We start from the raw sequence: 22571 nt of genomic DNA on the forward strand, positions 1-22571 counted from the left end.
CGGAGGGGCATCACGAGTGATGCCCGTTGCGGAAGGTGCGGGCGGCCAGGGTGGAGCCCGCTACCGCCGCCACCGCGGCGATGACCAGGGCTGCCGGGAGGGACCAGCCGAGGGGACGGGCCAGGGCCAGCGCGCGGGTCGCGTCGATCGCGTACGTCAGGGGGTTGACCGCCGAGACCGCGCGGACCCACGTCGGCATCGTGTCCAGCGGCATGTACGCGCTCGAGGAGAACATCAGCGGGAACATCACCACGAACGACGCCGCCTGGAGCGTCTCGGCCTTGCGCAGCCACGTCGTGATCGCGACGAACACCCAGCTCAGGCACCAGCCGACGACCAGGGTCAGGACCAGCGCCAGCCCCAGGCCGAGCACCCCGCCCGCCGGGCGGAACCCCAGGAAGACCACGCTCGCCAGCGCCGTCACCACCAGCTGGACGCCCAGCCGCGCGGAGTCCGCCAGCGTGCGGGCCACCAGGACCGAGAACAGGGAGATCGGCAGGCACCGGAGCCGTCCGGTGAAGCCGCCGTAGATCTCCGCCAGCAGGCCGGCGCCCGAGCTCATCGCCGTCGTCATCGCGATGTTGACCAGGGTCGCCGGCACCAGGAAGTTCACGTAACCCTGGTACGCCGCGACGCCGGGCAGCGCGCCGACGCCGCTGAACACCTGGCTGAACAACAACAGCAGCACCACCGGCTGCAACAGCCCGAAGAAGACGAGCCGCCGGTCGCCGAACGCGGTCCGCAGCGAGCGCGCCGCCAGCACCCGGACCTGGGTCCAGAACCCGGCTTCGGGCCAGCCGGTCGGGTCGCCGAGCGCGGCGATGGCCGCGCGGTGCCGGGCCTGCGTCACCAGCCCACCGCCGTCTGGTGCAGGGACAGGTAGACGTCGTCGAGCGTCGGCTCGGTGACCGTGAGGTCCCGCAGCGGCGCGCCGGCCGCGTCGAGCGCGCGCACCAGCACCGGGATGTCGCCGGGGCCGCTCAGCGGCACGGCGAGGACGAGCCCGGTCCGGCCCGCGGACATCCCGAGGCGCGACAACGCGTCCACCGCGCGCCGCAACGCCAGTTCGGTGCCGAAGGTCAGCGTCGCGGTCCGGTTGCCGAGCCGCGCCTTGAGCTGCGCCGGCGTCCCGGAGACGGTGATGTGCCCGAAGCCGAGGACGACGACGTGGTCGGCCAGCCGGTCGGCCTCCTCCAGGTACTGGGTGGTCAGCACGACGGTGGTGCCGCGCCCCGCGAGCCCTTCGACGACCGCCCACAGCCCGGACCGGCTCACCGGGTCGAGGCCGGTGGTCGGCTCGTCGAGGAACAGCACCTGCGGCGCGCCGACGAGGCCCGCGGCCAGGTCGAGGCGCCGCCGCATGCCCCCGGAATAGGTCCCGGCCGGGCGGTCGGCGGCGTCTTCGAGGCCGAAGGACGCGATCAGCTCGGCGGCCCGCGCCTGCGCCTGCCGCGGCTTCGCGCCCAGCAGCCGGGCGATCAGCACCAGGTTGCCGCGGCCGGAGAGGGCGTCGTCGACCGCGGCGAACTGCCCGGTCACCCCGATCCGCCGCCGGACCGCGCGGCCGCGCTGCACGACGTCGTACCCGCAGACGCGGGCGTGGCCGGCGCTCGGCCGGACGCGGGTGCTGAGGATGTCGATCAGCGTGGTCTTCCCGGCGCCGTTGTGGCCGAGGACCGCCAGTACCGCGCCGCGGGCGACGGTGAGGCTGATCCCGGCGAGCGCGGTGACTTCGCCGTACTGCTTCGCGAGGTCCGTCACGGCGATGACCGGCTGGTTCATGGCCGCTCCTTTCCCTGCCCGGGAAAAGGTAACGGCGCCGGGGTGCCGCGGGCAAGAAGATCGCGTCCATTCGCCGCACGCATGACAATTTTCGCGGAATCGGATCGCACGCGCGTGACAAGCCCTGACCTGCGTGACCGTTCGGGAAGGGGTCGATCCCCTGTGCGTGACAAAGAATCGGAAGCCGCTTGTTCGCCCGGAATCACGGAGGTAACTTTGCCGAAATTCCCCCATTCCCTGAGGTGACGAGCCGTGAAGTTTTCGTGGAAGTCGAGAAAGCCGGCCTTCGGTCTGGCCGCCGCTACCGCCGCGGGCGTGGCGGCCACCGTCGCGCTCGTCGGGGCCGGGCCGACCCAGGCCGCGCCGGTGAGCTTGACGCTGAACTACAACTGCCCGTTCCCGCTGATCGGCGACCAGGTGCTGGCGGTGAAGATCGACACCAACCTGCCCGACAACGCCGTGGCGGGGGCCTCGTCGACGCCGATCACGTTCGACGTCGACGTCACCGTCCCGGAGACGGCCACCGAAGGGCTGGCGCTCGTCGGCGCGACCTCTTTGGACGGTTCGGCGAAGGCCGCCGCGGTGCTCAAGTACCCGGTGGACAAGACGCTGAACCTGAACCTGCCGCTGACCATCGCGTCGACCGCGGTGCCGCCGTCCGGCGCGTTCCACGTCAAGAGCAGCGGCAAGGCGCCGGCGGTGACGTTCCCCAGCCCGGGCACCGCGTCGGTGACGGTCGGGAACTTCAGCACGACGATGACCCCGCGCACCGCGGACGGCCAGCCGACCGACCTCGGCACGTTCACCTCGGACTGCGTCGCGGTCCCGGGGCAGAACCAGCAGCTGGGCACGTTCGAGATCAAGCCGGCGGGCGGCACCACGACGCCGACGACCCCGACCACGCCCACCACCCCGACGACGGAACCGACGACGCCCACCACCGAGCCGACGACCCCGACGACGGAGCCGACGACGCCGACGACGGAGCCGACGACGCCGACCACGGAGCCGACGACCCCGACGACGGAACCCACGACCCCGACCACGGAACCGACGACTCCCACGACGGAGCCGACGACGCCGACGACCGAGCCGACGACTCCCACCACGGAGCCGACGACGCCGACCACCGAACCCACGACCCCGACGACTCCCACCACGGAGCCGACGACCCCGACGACGGAACCCACGACTCCGACCACGGAGCCGACGACCCCCACGACCGAGCCCACGACCCCCACCACGGAGCCGACCACGCCGACGACGACCACCCCGCCGGGCGGCATCGACGTCAAGTACTCGGTGCAGGGCAAGTCGATCCTCAAGCAGCTGCACGCCACGCTGCCCCTCGGCCCGGGCACCCTCGACGCGAAGCTCGACGCCGCGTCCGGCAAGTTCGGCGCCCAGCTCGCGCTGCCGAAGTCCGACGTGTACTTCCGAGTGCTCGGCTTCATCCCGGCGTCCGCGACCGTGAAGCTCGACCAGGTCGGCGCGATCAACGGCACGCTGACCGCCGGTGCGGTCAAGGCGAACGCGCAGATGGACGTCCACCTCACCAAGGTCCGTGTGTTCGGCTTCCCGATCCTGTCGTCGAACTCGTGCCACACGGTCAAGCCCGCCGACGTGCCGCTCACCTCGGCGCCCGGCTTCGACCCGCTCAAGGGCGGCAAGCTGACCGCGACGTACGGCATCCCGCAGTTCACCGGCTGCGGTTTCCTGACCGGCCTGATCACCGGCATCACCTCCGGCCCCGGCAACAAGCTGGAAGTGAACCTCACCAAGAAGTGAAGTTGTGACGCGGCGCGGAAGAACCGCGCCGCGCACCACTGAGCGGCATGACAAGAAACGCGGATTCCTTGTGTCGCAACGGGAATCGTGAGTAACTACGGAACATGAGGAACGACGGATGTCAGTGCTGACACGCGCGGTGCCGCTCCTGCTCGTGCTGGTGCTGACCGCGTTCTCGCTCGGCGCCGCGGAAGCCGCGCCGGGCGAGAACGCGCCCGCGGCCCAGGCCGCGGTCAACTTCCCGGTCGGCTTCTACGTGGGCGACGCGCAGCAGCCGACCACGAGCCACGTCGCGAAGCTCGGCTCGGACATCACCTTCCCGCAGGGCCGGTTCGACGGCGCCCTGCTCGGCCTGTCCGGCCGCGTGCCGATCACCGGCAAGCTCAGCGTCCCGGCGACCTCCAGCTACTTCGTCGCCTTCCGGTTCATGCCGGCCACCGGCACGGTGGAGCTGGTCCCGGACGGCGACGTCACCGGCACCACCCAGGTGCTGACCGGCAAGGACACCAACTGCAAGCAGACGCAGACCAACCTCTGCGCCGACGCCGAGGTGACGGCGAAGGTCTTCGTCAAGCTCTCGGACGTCAAGGTGGACGGCAGGGTCCTCGACGTCGGCCCGGACTGCCGCACGGCCCAGCCGGCCGAGGTGACCCTCAAGTCCCTGCTGCCCCTGGCGTTCCCGGCGCAGCCGGCGAAGACGCAGACCACCTTCAGCACCCCGCCGTTCGCCGGGTGCCGCGGCCACGAGGACCTCAGCCGCCTGCTGACGGGCCTGGTGTCCGGGCCCGGCAACACCCTGGTGACCAACCTCGTGCTCCGCTGCGTCGGCAGCACCGGGCCGAACGGGTGCGGGACGGCATGACGATCCAGGTGCAGCAGCGCGCCGCCAACGGCCTGCGCGAGTTCGGCCGGATGTGCGCGATGGGCCTCGACATCATCCTCGCCATGTTCCGGCGCCCCTACCAGGTCCGCGAGTTCGTCCAGCAGTTCTGGTTCATCGCCAGCGTGTCCATCGCGCCGGCGATCCTCGTCTCCATCCCGTTCGGCGCGGTGATCTCGCTGCAGCTCGGTTCGCTCACCAGCCAGATCGGCGCCCAGCAGTTCAACGGCGCGGCGAGCGTGCTGGCGGTCGTGCAGCAGGCGAGCCCCATCGTGACGACGCTGATCATCGCCGGCGCGGGCGGGAGCGCGATCTGCGCCGACCTCGGGGCGCGCAGCATCCGCGAGGAGATCGACGCGATGGAGGTGCTCGGCGTCTCGCCGATCCAGCGCCTGGTCGTGCCCCGAGTGCAGGCCGCGGTCTGCGCGTCCGTGCTGCTGAACGGCCTGGTCAGCGTGGTCGGCGTGCTCGGCGGTTACTTCTTCAACGTCATCATCCAGGGCGGCACGCCCGGCGCGTACCTGGCCAGCTTCAACGCCCTCGCGCAGCTGCCCGACCTCGTCGTCAGCTCGGTCAAGGCGGTGATCTTCGGCTACCTCGCCGGGGTCGTCGCCTCCTACCGCGGGCTGAACCCCAAGGGCGGCCCGAAGGGTGTCGGCGACGTCGTCAACCAGTCCGTCGTCATCACGTTCCTGCTGCTGTTCTTCGTCAACACCGTGCTCACCGCGCTGTACCTGCAGCTCGTCCCGGCGAAGGGAACCTGAGTGGCCATCCTCGGCAAACCCGGCGACCGGTTGTTCGACCTCGGCGACCAGCTGCTGTTCTACGTCCGCGCGATCGCGGCCGTCCCGCTCGCGGTGACCCGCTACTTCCGCGAGGTGGTGCGGCTGCTGGCCGAGGTGACGTTCGGCAGCGGCGCGCTCGCGGTGATCGGCGGCACGATCGGCGTGATGGTCGGGCTGTGCGTGTTCACCGGCGTCACCGTGGGCCTGCAGGGCTTCAGCGCGCTGAACCAGATCAACATCTCGGCGATGACCGGCTTCCTGACCGCGTACTTCAACACCCGCGAGATCGCCCCGCTGGTCGCCGGGCTCGCGCTCTCGTCCACCGTGGGCAGCGGGTTCACCGCGCAGCTCGGCGCGATGCGGATCTCCGAGGAGATCGACGCCCTCGAGGTGATGGCCGTGCGGAGCATGCCGTACCTGGTCACCACGCGGATCATCGCCGGCTTCATCGCGATCATCCCGCTGTACGTCATCGGGCTGCTGATCTCCTACCTCGGCTCGCGGCTGACCACGGTCGTCTTCTTCGGACAGTCCGGCGGCACCTACGACCACTACTTCACGCTGTTCCTGCCGCCCGGCGACGTGCTGTGGTCGTTCGGCAAGGTGCTCGTCTTCAGCGTCGGCGTGATCCTGACCCACTGCTTCTACGGCTACCGGGCGAGTGGCGGCCCGGCCGGCGTCGGCGTGGCGGTGGGCCGGGCCGTGCGGACGTCGATCGTGCTGATCAGCGTGCTCGACCTGTTCCTGTCGCTGGCCATCTGGGGCGCCACGACCACGGTGAAGGTGTCGGGATGAGCCGGTTCCGCACGCAGCTCGCCGGGGTCGCGTTCCTCGGCGTGCTCGTCCTCCTCGGCTACCTCGCGGTCGCCATCTACGACAAGGACTTCGACGACTCGGAACTCGTGACGCTGCGGGCCGACCGGGTCGGCAACCAGCTCGCGCCGACGGCCGAGGTGAAGGTCAAGGGCGTGCCGTTCGGCGAAGTCAGGGCCGTGCGCAGCACGCGCACGGGTGCCGAGATCGACCTGGCGCTCGACCCGGCGAAGATCGGCCTGCTGCCCGAGAACGTCTCCGCGCGGCTGCTGCCGAAGACCGTGTTCGGCGAGCGGTACGTCAACCTCGTGCTCCCGGACCGTCCACAAGGGAAGCTCGGCGCGGGTGACGTCATCGCCCAGGACCACTCCACCAACGCGATCGAGCTGGAACGCGTCCTCGGCGACCTGCTGCCGCTGCTGCGCGCGGTCCAGCCGCAGAAGCTGAACAGCTCCCTCGGCGCGATCTCGCAGGCGCTCGACAACCGCGGCGAACCGATCGGCGACAGCATCGTGAAGCTGCAGGACCTGCTGGCCCAGGTGAACCCCCTGATGCCGCAGTTCAAGGCGGACATCACCGGGCTCGCGAACGCGGCCGACGTCTACACCGGCGCCGCGCCGGACATCCTGCAGGCGCTGACCGACCTGTCGACCACCGCGAAGACCATTGTGGACACGCGCGCCGACCTCGACAGCCTCTACACGAGCGTCACCAGCGCGACCGGGCACCTGAACGACTTCCTGCGCAAGAACAAGGACAACATCATCGGCGTCTCCGCGGCGAGCCGCCCGTCGCTGGAGCTGCTGTCGCGGTACTCGCCGGAGTTCCCGTGCCTGTTCGACGCGGTGAACCGGCTCAAGCCGCTCATGGAGAAGGCGCTCGGCAAGGGCACGAACGAGCCGGGCCTGCACGTGACGCTCACCGTGCAGGACCCGCGCGAGAAGTACGTCCCCGGCCGGGACACCCCGCGGTTCGACGCCACCGGGGGGCCGAAGTGCTACGGGGGTGGCGCGGCGGCCGCCGGTCCCGCGTTCGCCACCGACGGCGACCTCGGCCCGGCCAACTCCCCGGGTGAGCGGCAGCTGGTCGCCGAGCTCCTCGCGCCGGCCCTGGGTGCGGTGCCGGACTGGAGCAGCGTCCTCGTCGGACCGGCCCTGCGCGGGACGGAGGTGACCGTCCGATGAGGAGCGTCGCCGGTCCCGCGATCAAGGGCCTGATCTTCTTCGTGGTCACCGCGGTCGCCACCGCCGTGCTCGCCGTCACGATCGCCAACTCCAGCGTCGGCGCGACGATCGGCTACACGGCCCGGTTCACCGACGCGACGTCGGTCAACCCCGGCGACGAGGTCCGCATGGCCGGCGTCCGGATCGGCCAGGTCGACTCGGTCGAGGTCGTCGAACACCGCCTGGCCGACGTCGCGTTCTCGGTCGACCGCGCGCACCGGCTCACCGCGTCGGCCTCGGTCACCATCCGCTACCGCAACCTGGTCGGGCAGCGGTACCTCTCGGTCGACCCCGGCGCCGCCGACACCTCGCCGACGCTGGCCGAGGGTGCGCAGATCCCGCCGGAACGGACCACGCCGGCGCTCGACCTCACCGCGCTGTTCAACGGCTTCAAGCCGCTCTTCCAGGCGCTCTCCCCGAACGACGTCAACCAGCTGTCGTTCGAGATCATCCAGGTCCTGCAGGGGGAGGGCAGCACGATCGAGAGCCTCCTGCGGCACACGGCGTCGCTGACCTCCACCCTGGCCGGCAAGGACGCCGTCATCGGACAGGTGATCGGCAACCTCAACACCGTGCTCGACACCGTCAACGCCCAGGGCGACCAGTTCGACGCGCTCGTCGACACGACCGCGCAGCTGGTCACCGGCCTCGCCGCGGACGCGAAGCCGATCGGGCAGGCGATCGGCGGGCTCGGCGAGCTGACCACCGCCACCGCCGGGCTGCTGCAGCAGGGCCGTCAGCCGCTGAAGGACAGCATCACCGCACTCGGCGACCTGTCGAAGAACCTCGCCGACAACACCCCGGTGTTCCAGCAGTTCATCGACAACCTGCCGAAGAAGCTCGACCGGATCGGCACGCTGTTCTCCTACGGCTCGTGGGCGAACTTCTACCTGTGCGCGGTGGAATCCGACGCGAAGCCGGCGCCGGGCGGCCCGCCACCCGGCATTCCCGTCACGGCCGCGAGGTGCCGATGAAACCGCCCCGGATCAAGCCGTTCCGCGCCCGGAACCCGATCGCCGTCGGCGCGGCGACCGCGCTGGTCATGGCGCTGGTCGCCGGCGCGACCTTCTTCTCCGACGACCTGCCGATCATCGGCGGCGGCACCACGTACAAGGCGGAGTTCCACGAGGCCGCCGGGCTGAAGCCGAACGACGAGGTCCGCGTCGCCGGGGTGAAGGTCGGCGAGGTCACCGACGTGCGGCTGGCCGGCGACCACGTCGAGGTGCTGTTCCGGGTCAGGGACACCTGGGTGGGCAACCGGACCACCGCGGCGATCAAGATCAAGACGTTGCTGGGCCAGAAGAACCTCGTGCTCGACCCGGTCGGCAACGGCGAGCTCGACCCGGACCAGCCGATCCCGGCCGAGCGCACGAGCTCGCCCTACGACGTCACCGCCGTCTTCAACGACCTGGCGAGCACCGTCGGGGCGATCGACACCGACCAGCTCGCGCAGGCGTTCCGCACGCTGTCCGACACGCTCGGCGCGTCGGCGCCCAGCGACGTCAGGACGGCGTTCGACGGCATCGCCGCGCTGTCGAAGACACTGGCGTCGCGCGACGAAGAGCTGGTCAAGCTGTTCCGGAACACGAACCAGGTGTCGAAGACGCTCGGCGAGCGCTCCGACCAGATCCAGGCCCTGATCCGCGACGGCAACACGCTGCTCACCGAGCTGAACGCCCGCAAGGACGCGATCGCGCAGCTGTTCAGCGGCATCAAGAACCTGTCGATCCAGCTGCGCGGGCTGGTCGCGGAGAACCAGAAGACGCTCGGCCCGGCGCTCGACCAGCTCGACCGCGTGGCCACGGTGCTCCAGCGGAACCAGGGGAAGCTCGAGGACAGCCTGCGCCTGGCCGGCCCGTTCTACCGGCTGCTCGGCAACGCCGTCGGCAACGGCCGGTGGATCGACACCTACATCTGCGGGCTGGTCCCCACCGGCACCACACCGGGCAGCTGCCTGCCGCCGAAGAACGGGGGACGCTGATGGCGCACCAGCTCATCGACCTGGGAAGCCAGGCGAAACGCCGCTCGCGGCTGCGGGCCCTCGCCGTGGGCGTGGTGCTCGCGCTGCTGGTCACGGCGGTCTGGCCGCTGCTGGCCCGGCCCGGCGAGCGCACGCTGACCGCGTACTTCACCGCCGCCGTCGGCATCTACCCGAACTCCGACGTCCGCGTGCTCGGCGTCGCCATCGGGTCGGTGTCCAAGGTGGAGCCGAACGGCACCGACGTCAAGGTGACGATGACGCTGAAGCCGGACGTCCAGCTGCCCGCCGACGCCGGGGCCGTCGTCATCACCCCGAGCCTGGTCGCCGACCGGTACGTCCAGCTCACGCCCGTCTACCACGGCGGGCCGCAGCTGGCCGACGGCGCGTCGATCCCGCGCGAGCGCACCGCGACGCCGGTCGAGGTCGACCAGCTGCTGACCAGCCTCAACCAGCTGATGTCCGCCCTCGGCCCGAAGGGGGCCAACAAGGACGGCGCGGTGAGCGACGTGCTGACCAAGTCGGCCGACTACCTGAGCGGCACCGGGCAGACCATCGGCGAGGCGATCAAGAACCTCGGCGAGTTCGCCCGCACCGCCAGCGACTCCAAGGACGACCTCTTCACGTCGGTGGACAACATCAGCAAGTTCACCGCGATGCTCGCCGCCAACGACGGCCAGGTGAAGCAGGCGATCGCCCAGATCGCGTCGCTCAGCCAGGTCTTGGCCGACCAGCGCGACCAGTTCTCCGGCGCGCTGACCGAGCTGACCCAGGCGCTGACCGTCGTGCAGGGGTTCATCAAGGACAACCGCGGCAAGGTCCAGTCCGATGTGGACAAGCTGGCCGACGTCACCAAGGTGCTCGTCGACCAGAAGGCCTCGCTCGCCGAAGCGCTCGACGCGGCCCCGAACGCCCTGACGAACCTGCTCGAGGCCTACGACAAGGCGAACGGCACGATCGACGGCCGCGGCAACCTCCTCGAGTTCCCGGAGACGAAATGAAGTCCCTGGTCAAGGTCGCCGCGGTGGTGACCCTCGCCCTGGTCACCACCGGCTGCGGGCGCGGGGTGAGCGTCTACGACATCCCGCTGCCCGGCGGCGCCGCGCTCGGCCCGCACCCGATCCACGTCACCGCGAGCTTCACGAACGTGCTCGACCTGGTGCCGCAGTCCGGGGTCAAGGTCAACGACGTCCCGGTCGGGCAGGTCGTCAAGGTCGAGCTGGCGCCGGACGGGCACAGCGCGGTCGTGGACCTGCTCGTCAACGGCGACGTCGACCTGCCGGGCAACGCCGTCGCCCGGCTGCGGCAGGCCAGCATCCTCGGCGAGAAGTTCGTCGAGCTGGCCCCGCCGGACGACGCGACGCCGTCGGGCCGCCTCCTCGACGGCGCGGCCATCCCGCTCGAGAGCTCCACGCTGACCCCGGAGATCGAAGAGGTCTTCGGCGCGCTGTCCCTGCTGCTCAACGGCGGCGGGGTGGCGCAGGTCCAGAACATCAGCCACCAGCTCAACGAGGCCCTCGGCGGCCGGGAGACGGCGGCGCGCAACCTGCTGTCCAGTTTGGACACCTTCGTCCAGGGCCTCGACGAGCACCGGAACGAGATCACGCGCGCCATCGAGAGCGTCAACAAGCTCGCCGCGACGCTCAACGCGCACACCGGCCAGATCACCACGACGCTCAACGGCCTGACCCCCGGCATCGGCGTGCTCAACCAGCAGCGGGAAGCGCTGGTCGGCATGCTCAAGTCCCTCGACGGGCTGACGTCGGTCGCCGTCGACACGGTGAACCGCAGCAAGGACGACCTCGTCGCCGACCTGAAGGCCCTCGAGCCGCTGCTGCGGCGGCTGGCGGACTCCGGCGACAAGCTGCCGAAGGCCATGGAGATGATCTTCACCTTCCCGTTCCCGGACGCCGCGCTCGACACCATCCGCGGCGACTACCTCAACGGGTTCCTCAAGGTGGGCCACTGATGCTGACCCGGTTCGTGCGCGTGCAGGTCACGGCCTTCGTGGTCATCGCCGTGCTCGGCGTCGCCTACGTCGGAGCCACCTACGCCGGCCTCGACAAGGTGTTCTTCGACCGCGGCTACACGGTCAAGGCGCAGTTCCCGACCGGCGGCGGCATCTTCACCAACGCCGAGGTCACCTACCGCGGCGTGCCGATCGGCCGCGTCGGCGAGCTGCGGCTCACGCCCGCCGGGATGGAAGCCGACCTCGAGATCGACTCCGGCACCGCGCCCGTGCCCGCCGACACCGAAGCCGTCGTCGCGAACCGGTCGGCCGTCGGCGAGCAGTACGTCGACCTCCGGCCGCGCACCGACGGCGGCCCGAAGCTGCGGGACGGCTCGGTGATCACCCAGGCCGACACGAAGATCCCGCTCCCGGTCGACGTCGTCCTGTCGACAGTGGACTCCTTCGCCGCGTCGGTGCCCAAGCCCGCGCTGCGCACCGTCGTCGACGAGCTGTACAACGCGACGTCGGACGCCGGCCCGGCGCTCGACCAGCTGATCGGCCGCGGCATCGAGTTCGTCCAAGCGGCGAGCGCGCACGTCGCGCCGCTGACCCGGTTCGTCACCGACGCGCACACAGTGCTCGACACCCAGGTGCAGCAGGCCGGCGCGATCCGCAGCTTCGGGGCCAACGCGAAGCTGCTGGCTGCCACCTTGAAGCAGTCCGACGGCGACCTGCGGACCCTCATCCCGGCCGTGCCCGCCGCGGCCAACGAGGTCAGCGCGCTGATCCGCGACTCCGGGCCGGACCTCGGCGTGCTGCTGGCCAACCTGCTCACCACCGCGGACGTCCTGGAAGCCCGCCAGAACGGGCTCCGGCAGCTGCTGATCACCGCGCCGGAGGCGGTCGCCGCGGGCACCGCCGTGGTGCGGCCGGACGGCGCCCACTTCGGGCTGTCGCTGACGTTCTTCGACCCACCGCCGTGCACCACCGGGTACACGACGCCGTACCGCGATGGCCTCGACACCTCGACCCGCCCGCTGAACACGGCCGCGCGCTGCGCGCTGCCGAAGGGCGACCCGACGAACGTGCGGGGCTCGCAGAACGCACCGGGAGGACGGCCGTGAGAATCTTTCTGTGGCTGGCCGCGGCCTTGGCGACCGTCGCGGCCGGCTGGTCCGGGTTCGGCTGGTGGCAGGCGGCGCACGACGACGGCGTCGCGCGGGCGGTGGTCCGGGAGGACGCGCTGGCGGCGGGCCGGACGGCCGTCGCGGGACTGACCACTTTGGACTACCGGCAGGCGGCACCCGGGTACCAGCACTGGCTCGACCTCTCCGGTGGTGCGCTGCACGACGAGCTGGCCGCCGATCGCCAGGGCAGCCTCGACCGGATCGCGCAGGCGAAGACCGTCACCACCGGGAAGGTCACCGACGCCGCGGTGACCGAAGTGGACACCGGAGCGGGGACGGCGAAGCTGATCGCGTCGGTCGAGCTGGTCGTCGCGCCGGACGGCGGGGACGCGGTGACCAAGCGCAACCGCTTCCAGGCCGACCTGACCCGTGGGCCGGACGGCTGGCACGTCACCGGCCTCGGCCAGGTTCCGACGGGGGAGACGCCATGACCGTGCCCACGAAGAAGCGCCTGGTGAAGGTCGCGGGCCGCCACCACGAGCCGGAACCGGCCGACGACGACGTCGTCGAGGCGCCGCCGGAGCCGAAGCCGAAGCTGCGGCTGTGGCTCGCCGCGGTCGCCGTCGTGATGGCCGGGCTCGCCGTCTGGTTCACCCTCGAGGCGCGGGCCACGAACGCCGTCGTCGCGCACAACACCGCGCTGGCCGACGTCGCCGGCACCGCGGAAGCCGGGAAGCAGATCAGCGCCGCGCTCGGCACGGTCTTCTCCTACCGCTACGACGACCCGGCGAAGAGCGAGCAGGCGGCGAAGGACGTCCTCACCGGGGCCGCCCTCGCGCAGTACGACCAGCTCTTCGGCCAGGTCCGCAAGCTCGCCGCGGACCAGAAGCTCGTCGTCACCTCGACCGCCGTCGTCTCCGGGGTGAAGCTCCTCGACGGCGACCGCGCGGCGGTGCTGGTGTTCCTCGACCAGACCGGCACGAGAGGCGACGGGCAGCGCAGCACCGGCGCCGCCCAGCTGAGCGTCACGGCCGAGCGCGTCGCCGGCAAGTGGCGCGTCACCGGGATGTCCGCCGCCTGAGGATGCGCGAGGAATCGATGCTCACGAGTTCCGAACCGGTCGTCACCCGGACCGCCACGCTCTCGACGCTCCTCGCCCGCCGCGCGGCGGTGGCGGGCGGGGAGACGGCGCTGACCTGGGTCTCCGAAACCGGGGAGCACACCCTGACCTGGGCCGAGCTGGACCGCCGGGCGACGGCCGTCGCCGCGGCCCTGCGCCAGGTCACCGAGCCGGGCCGGCGGGCGGCGATCCTCGTCCCGCACTCGGTGCACCACGTCGTCGCGTTCCTCGGCGTGCTGCGGGCCGGGCTGGTCGCGGTCCCCGCCGGGCCGGACGAGGCGGCACGCGTGCTCGCGGACGCCGAACCGGCGATCGTGCTGGCGACCGCGGCGACCGTGACCGCCACCCGGCAGTTCCTGGCTGCATTGGACACCTGCGGGCACCGCGTGCTGGCGGTGGACGCCGTGCCCGGCGCGCCGGGCTTCACCGAAGACCCGGTCGCCGCCGAGGACGTGGCCTACCTGCAGTACCCGCGCGGGGTGATGGTCACGCACGCGAACGTCGTGGCCAACGCCCGGCAGGCGGCGCGGGCACTGGGCCCGGGCGTCGTGGTGAGCTGGCGGCCGCCGAGCGATCCGCTGGGGCTGCTGCTCACGGTGGCGGTGCCGCTCACCACGGGTCGTCCGACGGTGGTCGTGGACCGGCTCGAGTGCCTGGCCGGGACCGTTCGCGGGCTGGGCTCGGTCAGCACCATCGTGAGCGTCGCCGATCCGGACCTGGACCGGGTGCGGGAGGCGTTCGCCGGGGCCGGGCGGCTGCGGACGGGGTACGTCCTGGCCGAGGCGACGGCCCTGGTCGCCTGCGACGGCCACCCGGCAGGCCAGCGGATCGCGATCGTCGACCCGGGCGGCCGGCGGCTGCCCGCGGGCCGCGCCGGCGAGATCTGGGTGAGCGGCCCGAACATCGGCCGCGGTTACTGGAACCGCCCCGAGGAGTCGGCCCGCGTGTTCTGCGCCTTCCTCGGCGGGGACGACGAGCCCAGGTGGTGGCTGCGCACCGGCGAGATCGGCGTGCTGACCGAGTCCGGCGAGCTGATCGTGAGCGGCCGGAGCGGGGGCCTCGTCGCCGACCACCGCTCGCGGGATCCCGAGGCGACGGCGGAGGAGACGCATCCGGCGATCGACTCCCTGTCGTCGGCCGCCTTCGGCGTTCCCGACCACCGCTCGCAAGATCTCGAAGCAACGGCGGAGGAAGCGCACCCGGCGATCGAACCCCGGGCCTCGGCCGCCTTCGGAGTTCCCGGCGAGCAGGCCGTGATCGTGGTCGAGCTGGCCAAGGGTGCGGTCCCGCCGCCGCGGGGCGAGGTCGAGCGGGCCGTGCGGGGCGCGGTCTCGGCGCGGCACGGGCTCGCGCTGCGCCGGGTCGTCGTGCTGTCCGCGGGCGAGGTGCCGCGGACCTCGAGCGGGAAGGTCGCCCGGGCCCTGTGCCGTGACCGGTACCTGGCGGGCCTGCTGACCCTGGACGGCCTGCGGTGAACGACCCCGCCGAGCTCCGCCGGTGGCTCGCCGAGCGGATCGCCGGGCTCGCCGGCCTCTCGCCGGAGCTGGTCGACGCCGGCGTCCCGATCGCCGAGCTGGGCTTGTCCTCGCGGGACGCGGTGACCGTGGCCGCCGAGCTCGGCGAGCTGCTCGGCCGCGAACCCGACCTCGGCCTGCTCTGGCGGTACCCGTCGATCGCCGCGCTGGCCGAGGCGCTCGCCGGCTCGTCGCGGCCCCGCGGCGAGCCGGTCGCGGTCATCGGCATCGGTTGCCGCCTGCCCGGCGGCGTCCGGTCGCCGGACGAGCTGTGGCGCGCGCTCCTGGCCGGCGTGGACGCGGTCGGCACGGTCCCGGCCGACCGCCGCCCGTGGTTCGGCGACGGGCGCGGCGCGTTCCTCGCCGACGTCGCCGGGTTCGACGCCGCCTTCTTCGGAATCGGCGCCGCCGAGGCCGCCGCGATGGACCCGCGGCAGCGGATCCTCCTCGAGACGACCTGGGCGGCGCTCGAACACGCCGGCCTCGCGCCCGGGTCGCTGCGCGGCAGCCGCACCGGCGTGTTCGCCGGCGTCTCGGCCACCGAGTCCGTGTCGTCCGCCCCCGCCGGCCCGGCGCCGACGCTCGCGCAGGGGGTGTCCGGCCGGTTCGACTTCCGCGGGCCGAGCCTGGTCGTGGACACGGCGGGCTCGGCGTCGCTGGTCGCCGTCCACCAGGCGGTCCGCGCACTGGCCGCGGGGGAGGCCGACCTGACGGTGGCCGCGGGGGTCCGCGTGCTGTTCGCGCCGCCGGGCACCGGCGCCGTCGCCCCCGGCGAGGGCTGCGGGGTGGTGGTGCTGAAGCGGCTCGCCGACGCCCGCCGCGACGACAACCGCGTCCTCGCGGTGATCCGCGGCAGCGCGATCGGTTCGGACGGGCAGTCCGCCGGCCTGGGCGCGCGGGAGCAGGTGCTGGCCGACGCGCACGCCGCCGCGGGGTCGGCGCCATCCACTGTGGACTACGTCGAGGCGCACGGTCCCGACGCGGCCGAGGCCCGCGCCCTCGACGTCGTGCTCGGGCGCGGGCGGCCCCCGGGACGTCCGCTGCTGCTCGGCTCCGCCAAGACGGGCTTCGGCGCCGCGGCCGGGATCCTCGGGCTGATCAAGGTGGTGCTCGCGCTGTGGCACGACCGGATCCCGCCGTCGTCCTCCGGGCCGGCCCCGCGACTGTCCGGAGTGGACTGGCCCCGGTACTCCGGCACCGCGCGCGCCGGCGTCTCGGCGTTCAGCGGCACCAACGCCCACGTCGTGCTGGAGGAGTGGCCGAAGCCCCTGACCCCGGCCGCGCCGGGCTCGCGGTGGAACGGCAGGCCGCAGGTCTTCACGGTGTCGGCCCGCTCGGAAGCCGCGTTGCGCCGCCGGGCCGGTGACCTCGCGGACTGGCTCGCCGGCCCGGGCCGGGGCACCGCCCCGGGCGACCTGGCCGCGGCGCTCGCCCGCCGCCGGGAGCAGCTGCCGCTGCGGGCCGCCGTCGTCACCTCGTCCCGCGCCGCCCTGACCGAGGGCCTCCGTGCCGTCGCCCTCGGCGAGGAGACGGCGGACGTCGTGCGGGGGACGGCCGGGCGCGAGCTGCCGCGCCCGGTCTTCGTCTTCTCGGGGTACGGCTCGCAGTGGCCGGCGATGGGCAGGCGGTTGCTGAGCGCCGAGCCGGAGTTCCGGGTCGCGGTGGCCGCGCTGGAGCCGTTGTTCCTGGCCAAGGCCGGTTTCTCGCTGCGGGGCGCGCTGCGCCGCCGGCCGGCCGGCCTCGGCGATCCGGCCGAGGCTCGGCCGCTGCTGTTCGGCACCCAGGTCGCCCTGGCGGCCTGGTGGCGGGCGCACGGCGTCGAACCCGCCGCGGTGCTCGGGCACTCGACGGGCGAGTTCGCCGCCGCCGTCGTCGCGGGCGCGCTGGACGTCGAGGCCGCGCTCGACATCGTCGCCGGCCGGTCGAAGCCGGCCGGGGTGCGGCCGCCCGCCACCACGTACTACTCGAGCGTGCTCGGCGACCCGCGCGCGGTGCCGTCCTTCGACGAGGACTACTGGACGGCCACCCGGCGCCGTCCGGCCCGGTTCACGCAGGCCGTCGCCGCCGCGGTGGCCGACGGCCACCGCTGGTTCCTCGAGGTCTCGCCGCACCCGATCGCGCTCGACGCCGTCGAACGGACCGCGCGCGCGGCCGGCGCCGACGTGCGGACGCTGGCCACGCTGAGCCGTCGTGACGGCGAAGAAAACGCTTACGCACGTTCGCTCGCCGCGTTGCACACCGCCGGGCACCCGGCGGCGCTCGACCGGCGCTACCCGGAGGCGCCCGTGCTCGACCTGCCCCCGCCGCCGTGGGACCACCGGACGTTCTGGCCGCCGCGGCGGCCGTCGCCGGGCGGGCACCCGCTGCTCGGCACCCGCGTCGAGGTGCCGGACGAGGACCGGCACCTCTGGCAGGCGACGATCGCGCCGGACACGCCCGCCTGGCTCGGCGAGCACCGCGTGCACGACGTCCCGGTGTTCCCGGCGACCGGGTTCCTCGAGCTGTTCCTCGCGGGGGCCCGCGAACTGCTCGGCACCGGCCGCGTCCGGGTCGACGGCCTCGAAGTGCACCGGATGCTCGCGGTCACCGGGGAAACGGTGCTGAGCACGGAAATCCGCGCCGACGGCACGGCCGTGGTGCGGGCCAGAACCGGCGCGGGCTGGGTGCGGCACGCGACCGCGTGGGTCTCGCCGGACACCGGAGCCGCGCCCGCCGCGTTGTCCCAAGTGGACGGTGTACCGCGCGACGTCTACGCCGACCTGGACCGGACCGGACGGCGGTACGGGCCCGCTTTCCGCGGCCTGCACGCGGTTCGCGGCGTCCCTGGCCGCGCCTCGGGTGCGGTGACCCGGGTACCACCGGGCTACGCGCTGCACCCGGTCCTGGCCGACACCTGCCTGCACGCCCTCGCCGCGACGCGGCCCGGAGGCACGGAAGAGATCCACCTGCCGACCGGGTTCGGCCGGGTCCGGCTGCTCGGCGACCCGCGCCGGGGCGTGCGGTGCGAGGCGACCCTGGCCGGCGGCGTCGGCGCGGTCCAGCTCGTCGCCGCCGACGGCGAAGTCGTCGCCGAGCTCGGCGACATCCGCCTCCGCGCCCTCGGTGGCGTCCCGCTCGCCGCCCGCGCGTTCGGGACGACCTGGCCCGAGGTACCGCTGCCACCCTGGCCGCTCCGGGAGCCGGGCTCGTGGCTGCTGCTCACCGACGAGCACCCGGCGGCGCTCGGCCGGGCCGTCGCCCTGGCGCTGGCGCTGGCCGAAGCCGGCGACGAGGCGCTCTCGCTGCCGCAGGACGACCTCGACGAGCTGCCCGGGTTCCTGGCCGAGCGGCCGGTGCGCGGGGTCGTCTTCTTCACCGGGGCGCCGCACGCCTACCACGACCCCGAGGACGCGCGGGACCTGCTGCTTTCGGTGCTCCAGGTGGTCGGCCGCCTCCGCCCCGGCGTCCGGTTCCACCTGGTCACGCAGTCGAGCGGCGAGCCGGGGCTGGTGTGCCTGCGCGGGCTGGTGCGGGTGCTCGCGTTCGACCGGCCGGAACTGCGGGTGAGCCTCGTCGACTTCGACGCGCGGTCGGATGTGGACGTTCTCGTGCGCGAGCTGCGGTCGGACGCGCCCGACGACGAGGTGCGCTGGCGCCACGACGTCCGGTACGCGGCGCGGCTGGCCCGCGTGCCGCTCGTCGACGGGGTGTCGACCGGGCCCGGCGCGTACGTGGTCACCGGCGGGTTCGGCGCTCTGGGGCTGGCCACCGCGCGCTGGCTGGCGGGCAACGGCGCCACCCGGATCGTCCTTTCCGGACGCCGCGGCGGCGAGGTCGCCCTGTCCGGAGTGGACGTCGTGGTCGTCGCCGGGGACATCGCCGAACCCGGCGTCGCGGAACGGCTGGTCGCCGCCGCGACGGCGGACGGCTTGCCGCTGCGGGGGATCGTCCACGCGGCCGGGGTGCGCACTGAAGACGTCGCCGCGGTGTGGCGGCCCCGGGTCCTCGGGGCGCGACGGCTGCACGAAGCGACCGCCGACACCCCGCCGGACTGGTGGCTGCTGTACTCGTCGGCGGCCGCGCTGTTCGGCTCGCCCGGCCGGACGGCCCACGCGACGGCGGACGCCTGGCTGGACGCGTTCGCCGTCTGGCGCCGGTCGCGGGGACTGCCCGCGACGACGGTGAACTGGGGTGCGTGGACGGCGGACCCCGTGCTCGACCCGATGCCGATCGCCGAAGGCCTCGAAGCGCTGCCCGCCGTGCTCGCCTCGGACCTGCCGTCGGTGGGGATCGCGCGGCTCGACGCGGGCCTGGTCGCCGGGGCGTTCCCCGAACCGGCCCGGCGGCCGTTCTTCTCGGCGGTGCTCGACGGCGTCACCACGCCGCCGGCCGGCGGCACGCACGAGCGGCTCGCGGCCCTCCTCGCCGGGCTGCTCGGCTGCCCGCCGGGCGAGGTGACCGGGGACGTGCCGCTGGTCGAGCTGGGCCTCGACTCCGCGCTGGCGGCGCGCGCCCGGGCCGCGGCCGAGCGCGAGTTCGGCGTCGAGCTGCCGGTGCCGCTACTGCTGCGCGGGGCGACCCTGGACGACCTCGCCGAGTACGTGACGGGCACCCCCGCGCCGCGGCCGCCGCGGGAGGGCGAGGGCACGCCGCTGGTGCTCTTCGGCCAGGCCGGCGTGTACCGGCCGCTGCTGGACCGGCTCGGCGAAGTGCCCTGTCACGGCTTCGAAGCGTCCACTGTGGAGGATTGCGTCGCGCTGCTGCGGGAGGTGCGGCCGACCGGGCCGTACCGGCTCGGGGGCTGGTCGTCCGGCGGGCAGCTGGCGTTCGAGACCGCGCAGCGGCTGACCGCCCTCGGCGAGCGGGTCGAGGTCGTGGTGCTGATCGACGCCGAAGCCCGGCCCGGCGCGGAGCCGTACGCGGGCCGGGTCGTGCTCTTCCGCGCGCAGGACCCGGACCCGCTGGGCTGGGACGCGTGCTGCGCCGACCTGCACGTCGAGGTGGTGCCGGGGGACCACCGGTCGATGGTCGACCCGCCGCACGCCGAGGAGCTGGCCCGCCGGCTCGCGGCCGAACTGGCCGGCCGCACCAGCCCCGGCCCCACCCCCGTCTGACCGAGGCGACTGGCCCACGTCACCGGCCTCCGACCCTTCGGGTACGTGAGCCGACCGGTCAGGTCAGGGTCGCGCGGAGGGCGAGGATCATCTCGAAGCGGTCGTCCGGGTCTCGCAGGTGGTCCGCGAAGAGGGTTTCGAGCTCCTGGGCCCGGGCCCGGACCGTCTGCGGGTGGATCGCCAGGCGGTCGGCGACCTCGCGGACGTTGCCGCACGTCTCCAGCCAGGCCAGCAGCGTCCCGGCCAGGCGGCTGTACTGCTTCGGCGTCAACGCGGTCAGCGGGGCCAGCCGCCGCCGGGACACCTCCGTGGCGAGGAACGGCTCCTTGCGCAGCCAGAGCGTCGCGAGGTGGTCTTCGCACCAGGTCAGCGGCTCGTCCGGCAGGACGTCCGCCACCACCAGGCGGAGGGCCTCCTGCGCCGTCGCCAGTGACCGGCCCGCCTGCCGCGGCGGCACCGGCGGGCCCACCGCGGCCCGGTGGCCGGCCAACGCGGCCGTCAGCGCACTGCGGTCCGACGGCGCGGGCAGCAGCAGCCGCGGCGTGCCGTCTTCGAGGTCCTCCAGCGCGCCCAGCCCGTTGACGTCGGCCGGTCCGTCGAGGGCCACCGCGACCAGCCGATGCGGCAAGGGCCACTCCGCCGCCGTCGCGGCTTCCTGAACCGTCCGCGACGGCGACGGCGGATCCGCCAGCAGCAGGTCCAGCAGGCGACGGCGACGCCGTTCCAGCGCGCCCGCCGCCCGCGCCTGCGCCGCCGCGTGCCCTTCGATCGACAACGCCGACAGCTCGTCGATGTAGGCGAAGATGGCCTCGGCCAGCAGGCACAGCGTCGCCGACGGGACGCCCGCCCGGGTGCCCACCTCGGCCATCCGCCGCCACGTGACGCGCGCGCCGACCCGGTAGGCCGCCTGCAGGACGTCGAGGTTGCGGCCCTGCGCGAGCTCGTGCACGCCGAGCCCGACGAACAGCTTGCGGCGGTCGTCCGGCACCGGGCCGGCGGCGGCGATCCGGTCGATGAACTGCAGGATCGCCGCGTGCACGCCCGCGCGCAGCGCCTTGCCGAAGGCGCCGTCGAGCGGCCGCGCGTAGTCCGGGATGGTCCGCTGGATCTCGCGCAGCACTTCGTCGGCGACGTCCAGCATGCGCGGCCGGAACACCGCGGCCAGCTCACGGGGGAGCATGGCCCACAGCTGTCCCGGCCGGCCGTCGCCGCCCAGCATCGGCCCGAAGGCCGTCTCGTCGGAAGCTCCCGACACGGGCCTCACCACTTTGTGAGATCGAGGAGATGACAGAGCCTCAGGAGCCGAGCAGGGCCTCCGCCCGCAGCGCGATCTCCATGTCGAGCCGGTTGTCGGCGTTGTTGAGCCGGTCGCCGAACAGGTCGATGAGCTGGTGCATGCGGTACCGCACGGTCTGCGGGTGGACCTTGAGCTTCTTCGCGATCTCGGGCGCGCTGCCGCGGGACTGCAGCCAGATCAGCAACGTCTCGCCGAGCCGCGCCCGCTGCTTCGGCGTGAGGTCCTTGAACGGCTCCAGGCTGCGCGAGCACAGTTCGCGGACGAGGAACTCGTCGGCGAGCAGCCACAGCGTGGACAGGTGGTCGGTGCAGCGCGTGACCGGCGCGTCCGGCAGCACGCCGCGCTGGACGAGCTTCAACGTCCGGCGCGCCCACAGCAGCGACCGCGGTGCGTCGGTGAGCCGCACGGTCGGGCCGATCACCGCGCGCCAGCCCTGCAGCCGCTCGGTGAGGTTCTTCAGGTGCTTCCCCGGATCGCCGGTGACCAGGCACGGCTCGCTGCCCTCGAGGTCGACGAGGACGTCGGAGTGCAGGTCCGGCGCGGCGAGGCTGTGCTGGTCGGCGCGGGGTTCGAGGGCGACGACCGTGACCTCGGCCGGCAACGGCCACTGCGCGACGCCGGCCTGCGCGCTGATGGTCTGCGGCGCCGACGGCGGGTCGGCGAGCAGGAGCTCGAGCAACCGTCTCCGGCGCCGCGCCCGGGTGCCGGCGGCGCGGGTCTGCGCCGCCGTGTAGCCCTCGATCGACAACGCGGAGATCTCGTCGACGTAGGCGAAAATGGCCTCCGCGGACGTGCAGAGCGTGTCCGCGGCGACGCCGGCGGCCTGCCCGAACTCCGAGATGTGCCGCCACGCGACCCGCCCGCCGACCCGGTACGCGGTCTGCAGGCAGTCGAGGCTGCGGCCTTCGTTGAACTCGATCTTGCCGAGGTTGCGGAACACGGTCGTCCACGTCTCGAGCGGCACGGCACCCGGGGTGCCGACACTGTCGAGGCATTGGATGATCGCCTGCCGGACACCCTGCGTGATGATGTGTCCGAACGCGCCTTCGAGGGGCTGGCGGTACTCGGGCACCGCCCGCTGGACCTCCTGCAGGATGGCGCGGGCGAGCGGGTCGACCCGCGGCTTGAAGCGGATCGCCAGCTCGCGGGGCAGCGAAGCCCACAGCCCGATGGCGCCGGAGGCGCGCACGGGCTTGGGTTCCGCCGGGGTTCGAGGGGCG

Annotated in this window: 18 protein-coding genes; 14 read left to right on the plus strand and 4 right to left on the minus strand. The window is 73.3% G+C overall.

The features are described 5' to 3' along the window. Window positions 1-10 precede the first annotated feature (10 nt). Together ACH54P_RS38850 and ACH54P_RS38855 are read right to left on the minus strand one after the other, a co-directional pair. On the minus strand, window positions 11-850 hold the full coding sequence (locus ACH54P_RS38850; protein ID WP_489908266.1) for an ABC transporter permease: 840 nt from the start codon (window positions 848-850) through the stop codon (window positions 11-13). Beyond that, window positions 847-1782: an ATP-binding cassette domain-containing protein gene (locus tag ACH54P_RS38855; protein ID WP_489908267.1), complete on the minus strand. Its 936-nt coding sequence runs from the start codon at window positions 1780-1782 to the stop codon at window positions 847-849. The genes ACH54P_RS38850 and ACH54P_RS38855 overlap by 4 nt, the downstream gene beginning before the upstream one ends. A gap of 252 nt (window positions 1783-2034) precedes the next feature. On the opposite strand from ACH54P_RS38855, the gene ACH54P_RS38860 reads away from it, so the two are divergent. The 14 genes from ACH54P_RS38860 to ACH54P_RS38925 all read left to right on the plus strand — a co-directional run bounded on the left by ACH54P_RS38860 (window position 2035) and on the right by ACH54P_RS38925 (window position 20054). Further along, window positions 2035-3570, plus strand: coding sequence for a DUF6801 domain-containing protein (locus tag ACH54P_RS38860; RefSeq protein WP_489908268.1), 1536 nt, complete (start codon window positions 2035-2037; stop codon window positions 3568-3570). A 118-nt stretch (window positions 3571-3688) separates the two neighbouring features. Further along, window positions 3689-4432: a hypothetical protein gene (locus tag ACH54P_RS38865; protein WP_489908269.1), complete on the plus strand. Its 744-nt coding sequence runs from the start codon at window positions 3689-3691 to the stop codon at window positions 4430-4432. Further along, window positions 4429-5214: an MlaE family ABC transporter permease gene (locus tag ACH54P_RS38870; RefSeq protein ID WP_465303245.1), complete on the plus strand. Its 786-nt coding sequence runs from the start codon at window positions 4429-4431 to the stop codon at window positions 5212-5214. Before ACH54P_RS38865 ends, ACH54P_RS38870 begins: the two co-directional genes overlap by 4 nt. Continuing rightward, window positions 5215-6030, plus strand: a complete 816-nt coding sequence (locus ACH54P_RS38875) for an MlaE family ABC transporter permease (protein WP_489908270.1) — start codon at window positions 5215-5217, stop codon at window positions 6028-6030. Beyond that, on the plus strand, window positions 6027-7232 hold the full coding sequence (locus tag ACH54P_RS38880) for an MCE family protein (protein ID WP_489908271.1): 1206 nt from the start codon (window positions 6027-6029) through the stop codon (window positions 7230-7232). Before ACH54P_RS38875 ends, ACH54P_RS38880 begins: the two co-directional genes overlap by 4 nt. Continuing rightward, window positions 7229-8245, plus strand: a complete 1017-nt coding sequence (locus ACH54P_RS38885) for an MCE family protein (RefSeq protein WP_489908272.1) — start codon at window positions 7229-7231, stop codon at window positions 8243-8245. The genes ACH54P_RS38880 and ACH54P_RS38885 overlap by 4 nt, the downstream gene beginning before the upstream one ends. Beyond that, complete coding sequence (locus tag ACH54P_RS38890) at window positions 8242-9252, plus strand: MCE family protein (RefSeq protein ID WP_489908273.1); 1011 nt, start codon at window positions 8242-8244, stop codon at window positions 9250-9252. The genes ACH54P_RS38885 and ACH54P_RS38890 overlap by 4 nt, the downstream gene beginning before the upstream one ends. Beyond that, window positions 9252-10250 (plus strand): MCE family protein, encoded by a 999-nt coding sequence (locus ACH54P_RS38895; RefSeq protein WP_489908274.1) that lies wholly within the window; start codon window positions 9252-9254, stop codon window positions 10248-10250. Before ACH54P_RS38890 ends, ACH54P_RS38895 begins: the two co-directional genes overlap by 1 nt. After that, window positions 10247-11218 carry an MCE family protein gene (locus tag ACH54P_RS38900; RefSeq protein WP_489908275.1) on the plus strand — a complete coding sequence of 324 codons (972 nt, stop codon included), beginning with the start codon at window positions 10247-10249 and terminating at the stop codon, window positions 11216-11218. Before ACH54P_RS38895 ends, ACH54P_RS38900 begins: the two co-directional genes overlap by 4 nt. Further along, window positions 11218-12324 (plus strand): MlaD family protein, encoded by a 1107-nt coding sequence (locus tag ACH54P_RS38905; protein WP_489908276.1) that lies wholly within the window; start codon window positions 11218-11220, stop codon window positions 12322-12324. Before ACH54P_RS38900 ends, ACH54P_RS38905 begins: the two co-directional genes overlap by 1 nt. Further along, window positions 12321-12818 carry an Rv1363c family protein gene (locus ACH54P_RS38910; protein WP_489908277.1) on the plus strand — a complete coding sequence of 166 codons (498 nt, stop codon included), beginning with the start codon at window positions 12321-12323 and terminating at the stop codon, window positions 12816-12818. The genes ACH54P_RS38905 and ACH54P_RS38910 overlap by 4 nt, the downstream gene beginning before the upstream one ends. Next, window positions 12815-13408, plus strand: coding sequence for a hypothetical protein (locus ACH54P_RS38915; protein WP_489908278.1), 594 nt, complete (start codon window positions 12815-12817; stop codon window positions 13406-13408). The genes ACH54P_RS38910 and ACH54P_RS38915 overlap by 4 nt, the downstream gene beginning before the upstream one ends. A gap of 17 nt (window positions 13409-13425) precedes the next feature. Next, window positions 13426-14922, plus strand: coding sequence for an AMP-binding protein (locus tag ACH54P_RS38920; RefSeq protein WP_489908279.1), 1497 nt, complete (start codon window positions 13426-13428; stop codon window positions 14920-14922). Next, window positions 14919-20054, plus strand: coding sequence for a beta-ketoacyl synthase N-terminal-like domain-containing protein (locus ACH54P_RS38925; RefSeq protein ID WP_489908280.1), 5136 nt, complete (start codon window positions 14919-14921; stop codon window positions 20052-20054). Before ACH54P_RS38920 ends, ACH54P_RS38925 begins: the two co-directional genes overlap by 4 nt. Before the next feature lie 58 nt (window positions 20055-20112). Here the strand turns inward: ACH54P_RS38925 and ACH54P_RS38930 are convergent, their stop codons facing one another. Both ACH54P_RS38930 and ACH54P_RS38935 read right to left on the minus strand, forming a co-directional pair. After that, the gene (locus ACH54P_RS38930) at window positions 20113-21273 is read right to left on the minus strand and encodes a PucR-like N-terminal domain-containing protein (protein WP_489916887.1); all 1161 of its coding nucleotides are present in this window, start codon (window positions 21271-21273) and stop codon (window positions 20113-20115) included. A 76-nt stretch (window positions 21274-21349) separates the two neighbouring features. After that, window positions 21350-22540: a PucR-like N-terminal domain-containing protein gene (locus tag ACH54P_RS38935; protein ID WP_489916889.1), complete on the minus strand. Its 1191-nt coding sequence runs from the start codon at window positions 22538-22540 to the stop codon at window positions 21350-21352. Window positions 22541-22571 lie beyond the last annotated feature (31 nt).

It is taken from the genome of Amycolatopsis sp. N2S4-7 (assembly GCF_058119595.1).

Bases quoted from the DNA above. Each gene is read 5' to 3' on its own strand.
- ACH54P_RS38890 (WP_489908273.1), top strand. From the start codon at position 8,242: ATGAAACCGCCCCGGATCAAGCCGTTCCGCGCCCGGAACCCGATCGCC.
- ACH54P_RS38870 (WP_465303245.1), top strand. From the start codon at position 4,429: ATGACGATCCAGGTGCAGCAGCGCGCCGCCAACGGCCTGCGCGAGTTC.
- ACH54P_RS38930 (WP_489916887.1), bottom strand. From the start codon at position 21,273: ATGCTGGGCGGCGACGGCCGGCCGGGACAGCTGTGGGCCATGCTCCCC.
- ACH54P_RS38885 (WP_489908272.1), top strand. From the start codon at position 7,229: ATGAGGAGCGTCGCCGGTCCCGCGATCAAGGGCCTGATCTTCTTCGTG.
- ACH54P_RS38915 (WP_489908278.1), top strand. From the start codon at position 12,815: ATGACCGTGCCCACGAAGAAGCGCCTGGTGAAGGTCGCGGGCCGCCAC.
- ACH54P_RS38880 (WP_489908271.1), top strand. From the start codon at position 6,027: ATGAGCCGGTTCCGCACGCAGCTCGCCGGGGTCGCGTTCCTCGGCGTG.
- ACH54P_RS38905 (WP_489908276.1), top strand. From the start codon at position 11,218: ATGCTGACCCGGTTCGTGCGCGTGCAGGTCACGGCCTTCGTGGTCATC.
- ACH54P_RS38895 (WP_489908274.1), top strand. From the start codon at position 9,252: ATGGCGCACCAGCTCATCGACCTGGGAAGCCAGGCGAAACGCCGCTCG.
- ACH54P_RS38900 (WP_489908275.1), top strand. From the start codon at position 10,247: ATGAAGTCCCTGGTCAAGGTCGCCGCGGTGGTGACCCTCGCCCTGGTC.
- ACH54P_RS38920 (WP_489908279.1), top strand. From the start codon at position 13,426: ATGCTCACGAGTTCCGAACCGGTCGTCACCCGGACCGCCACGCTCTCG.
- ACH54P_RS38855 (WP_489908267.1), bottom strand. From the start codon at position 1,782: ATGAACCAGCCGGTCATCGCCGTGACGGACCTCGCGAAGCAGTACGGC.
- ACH54P_RS38865 (WP_489908269.1), top strand. From the start codon at position 3,689: ATGTCAGTGCTGACACGCGCGGTGCCGCTCCTGCTCGTGCTGGTGCTG.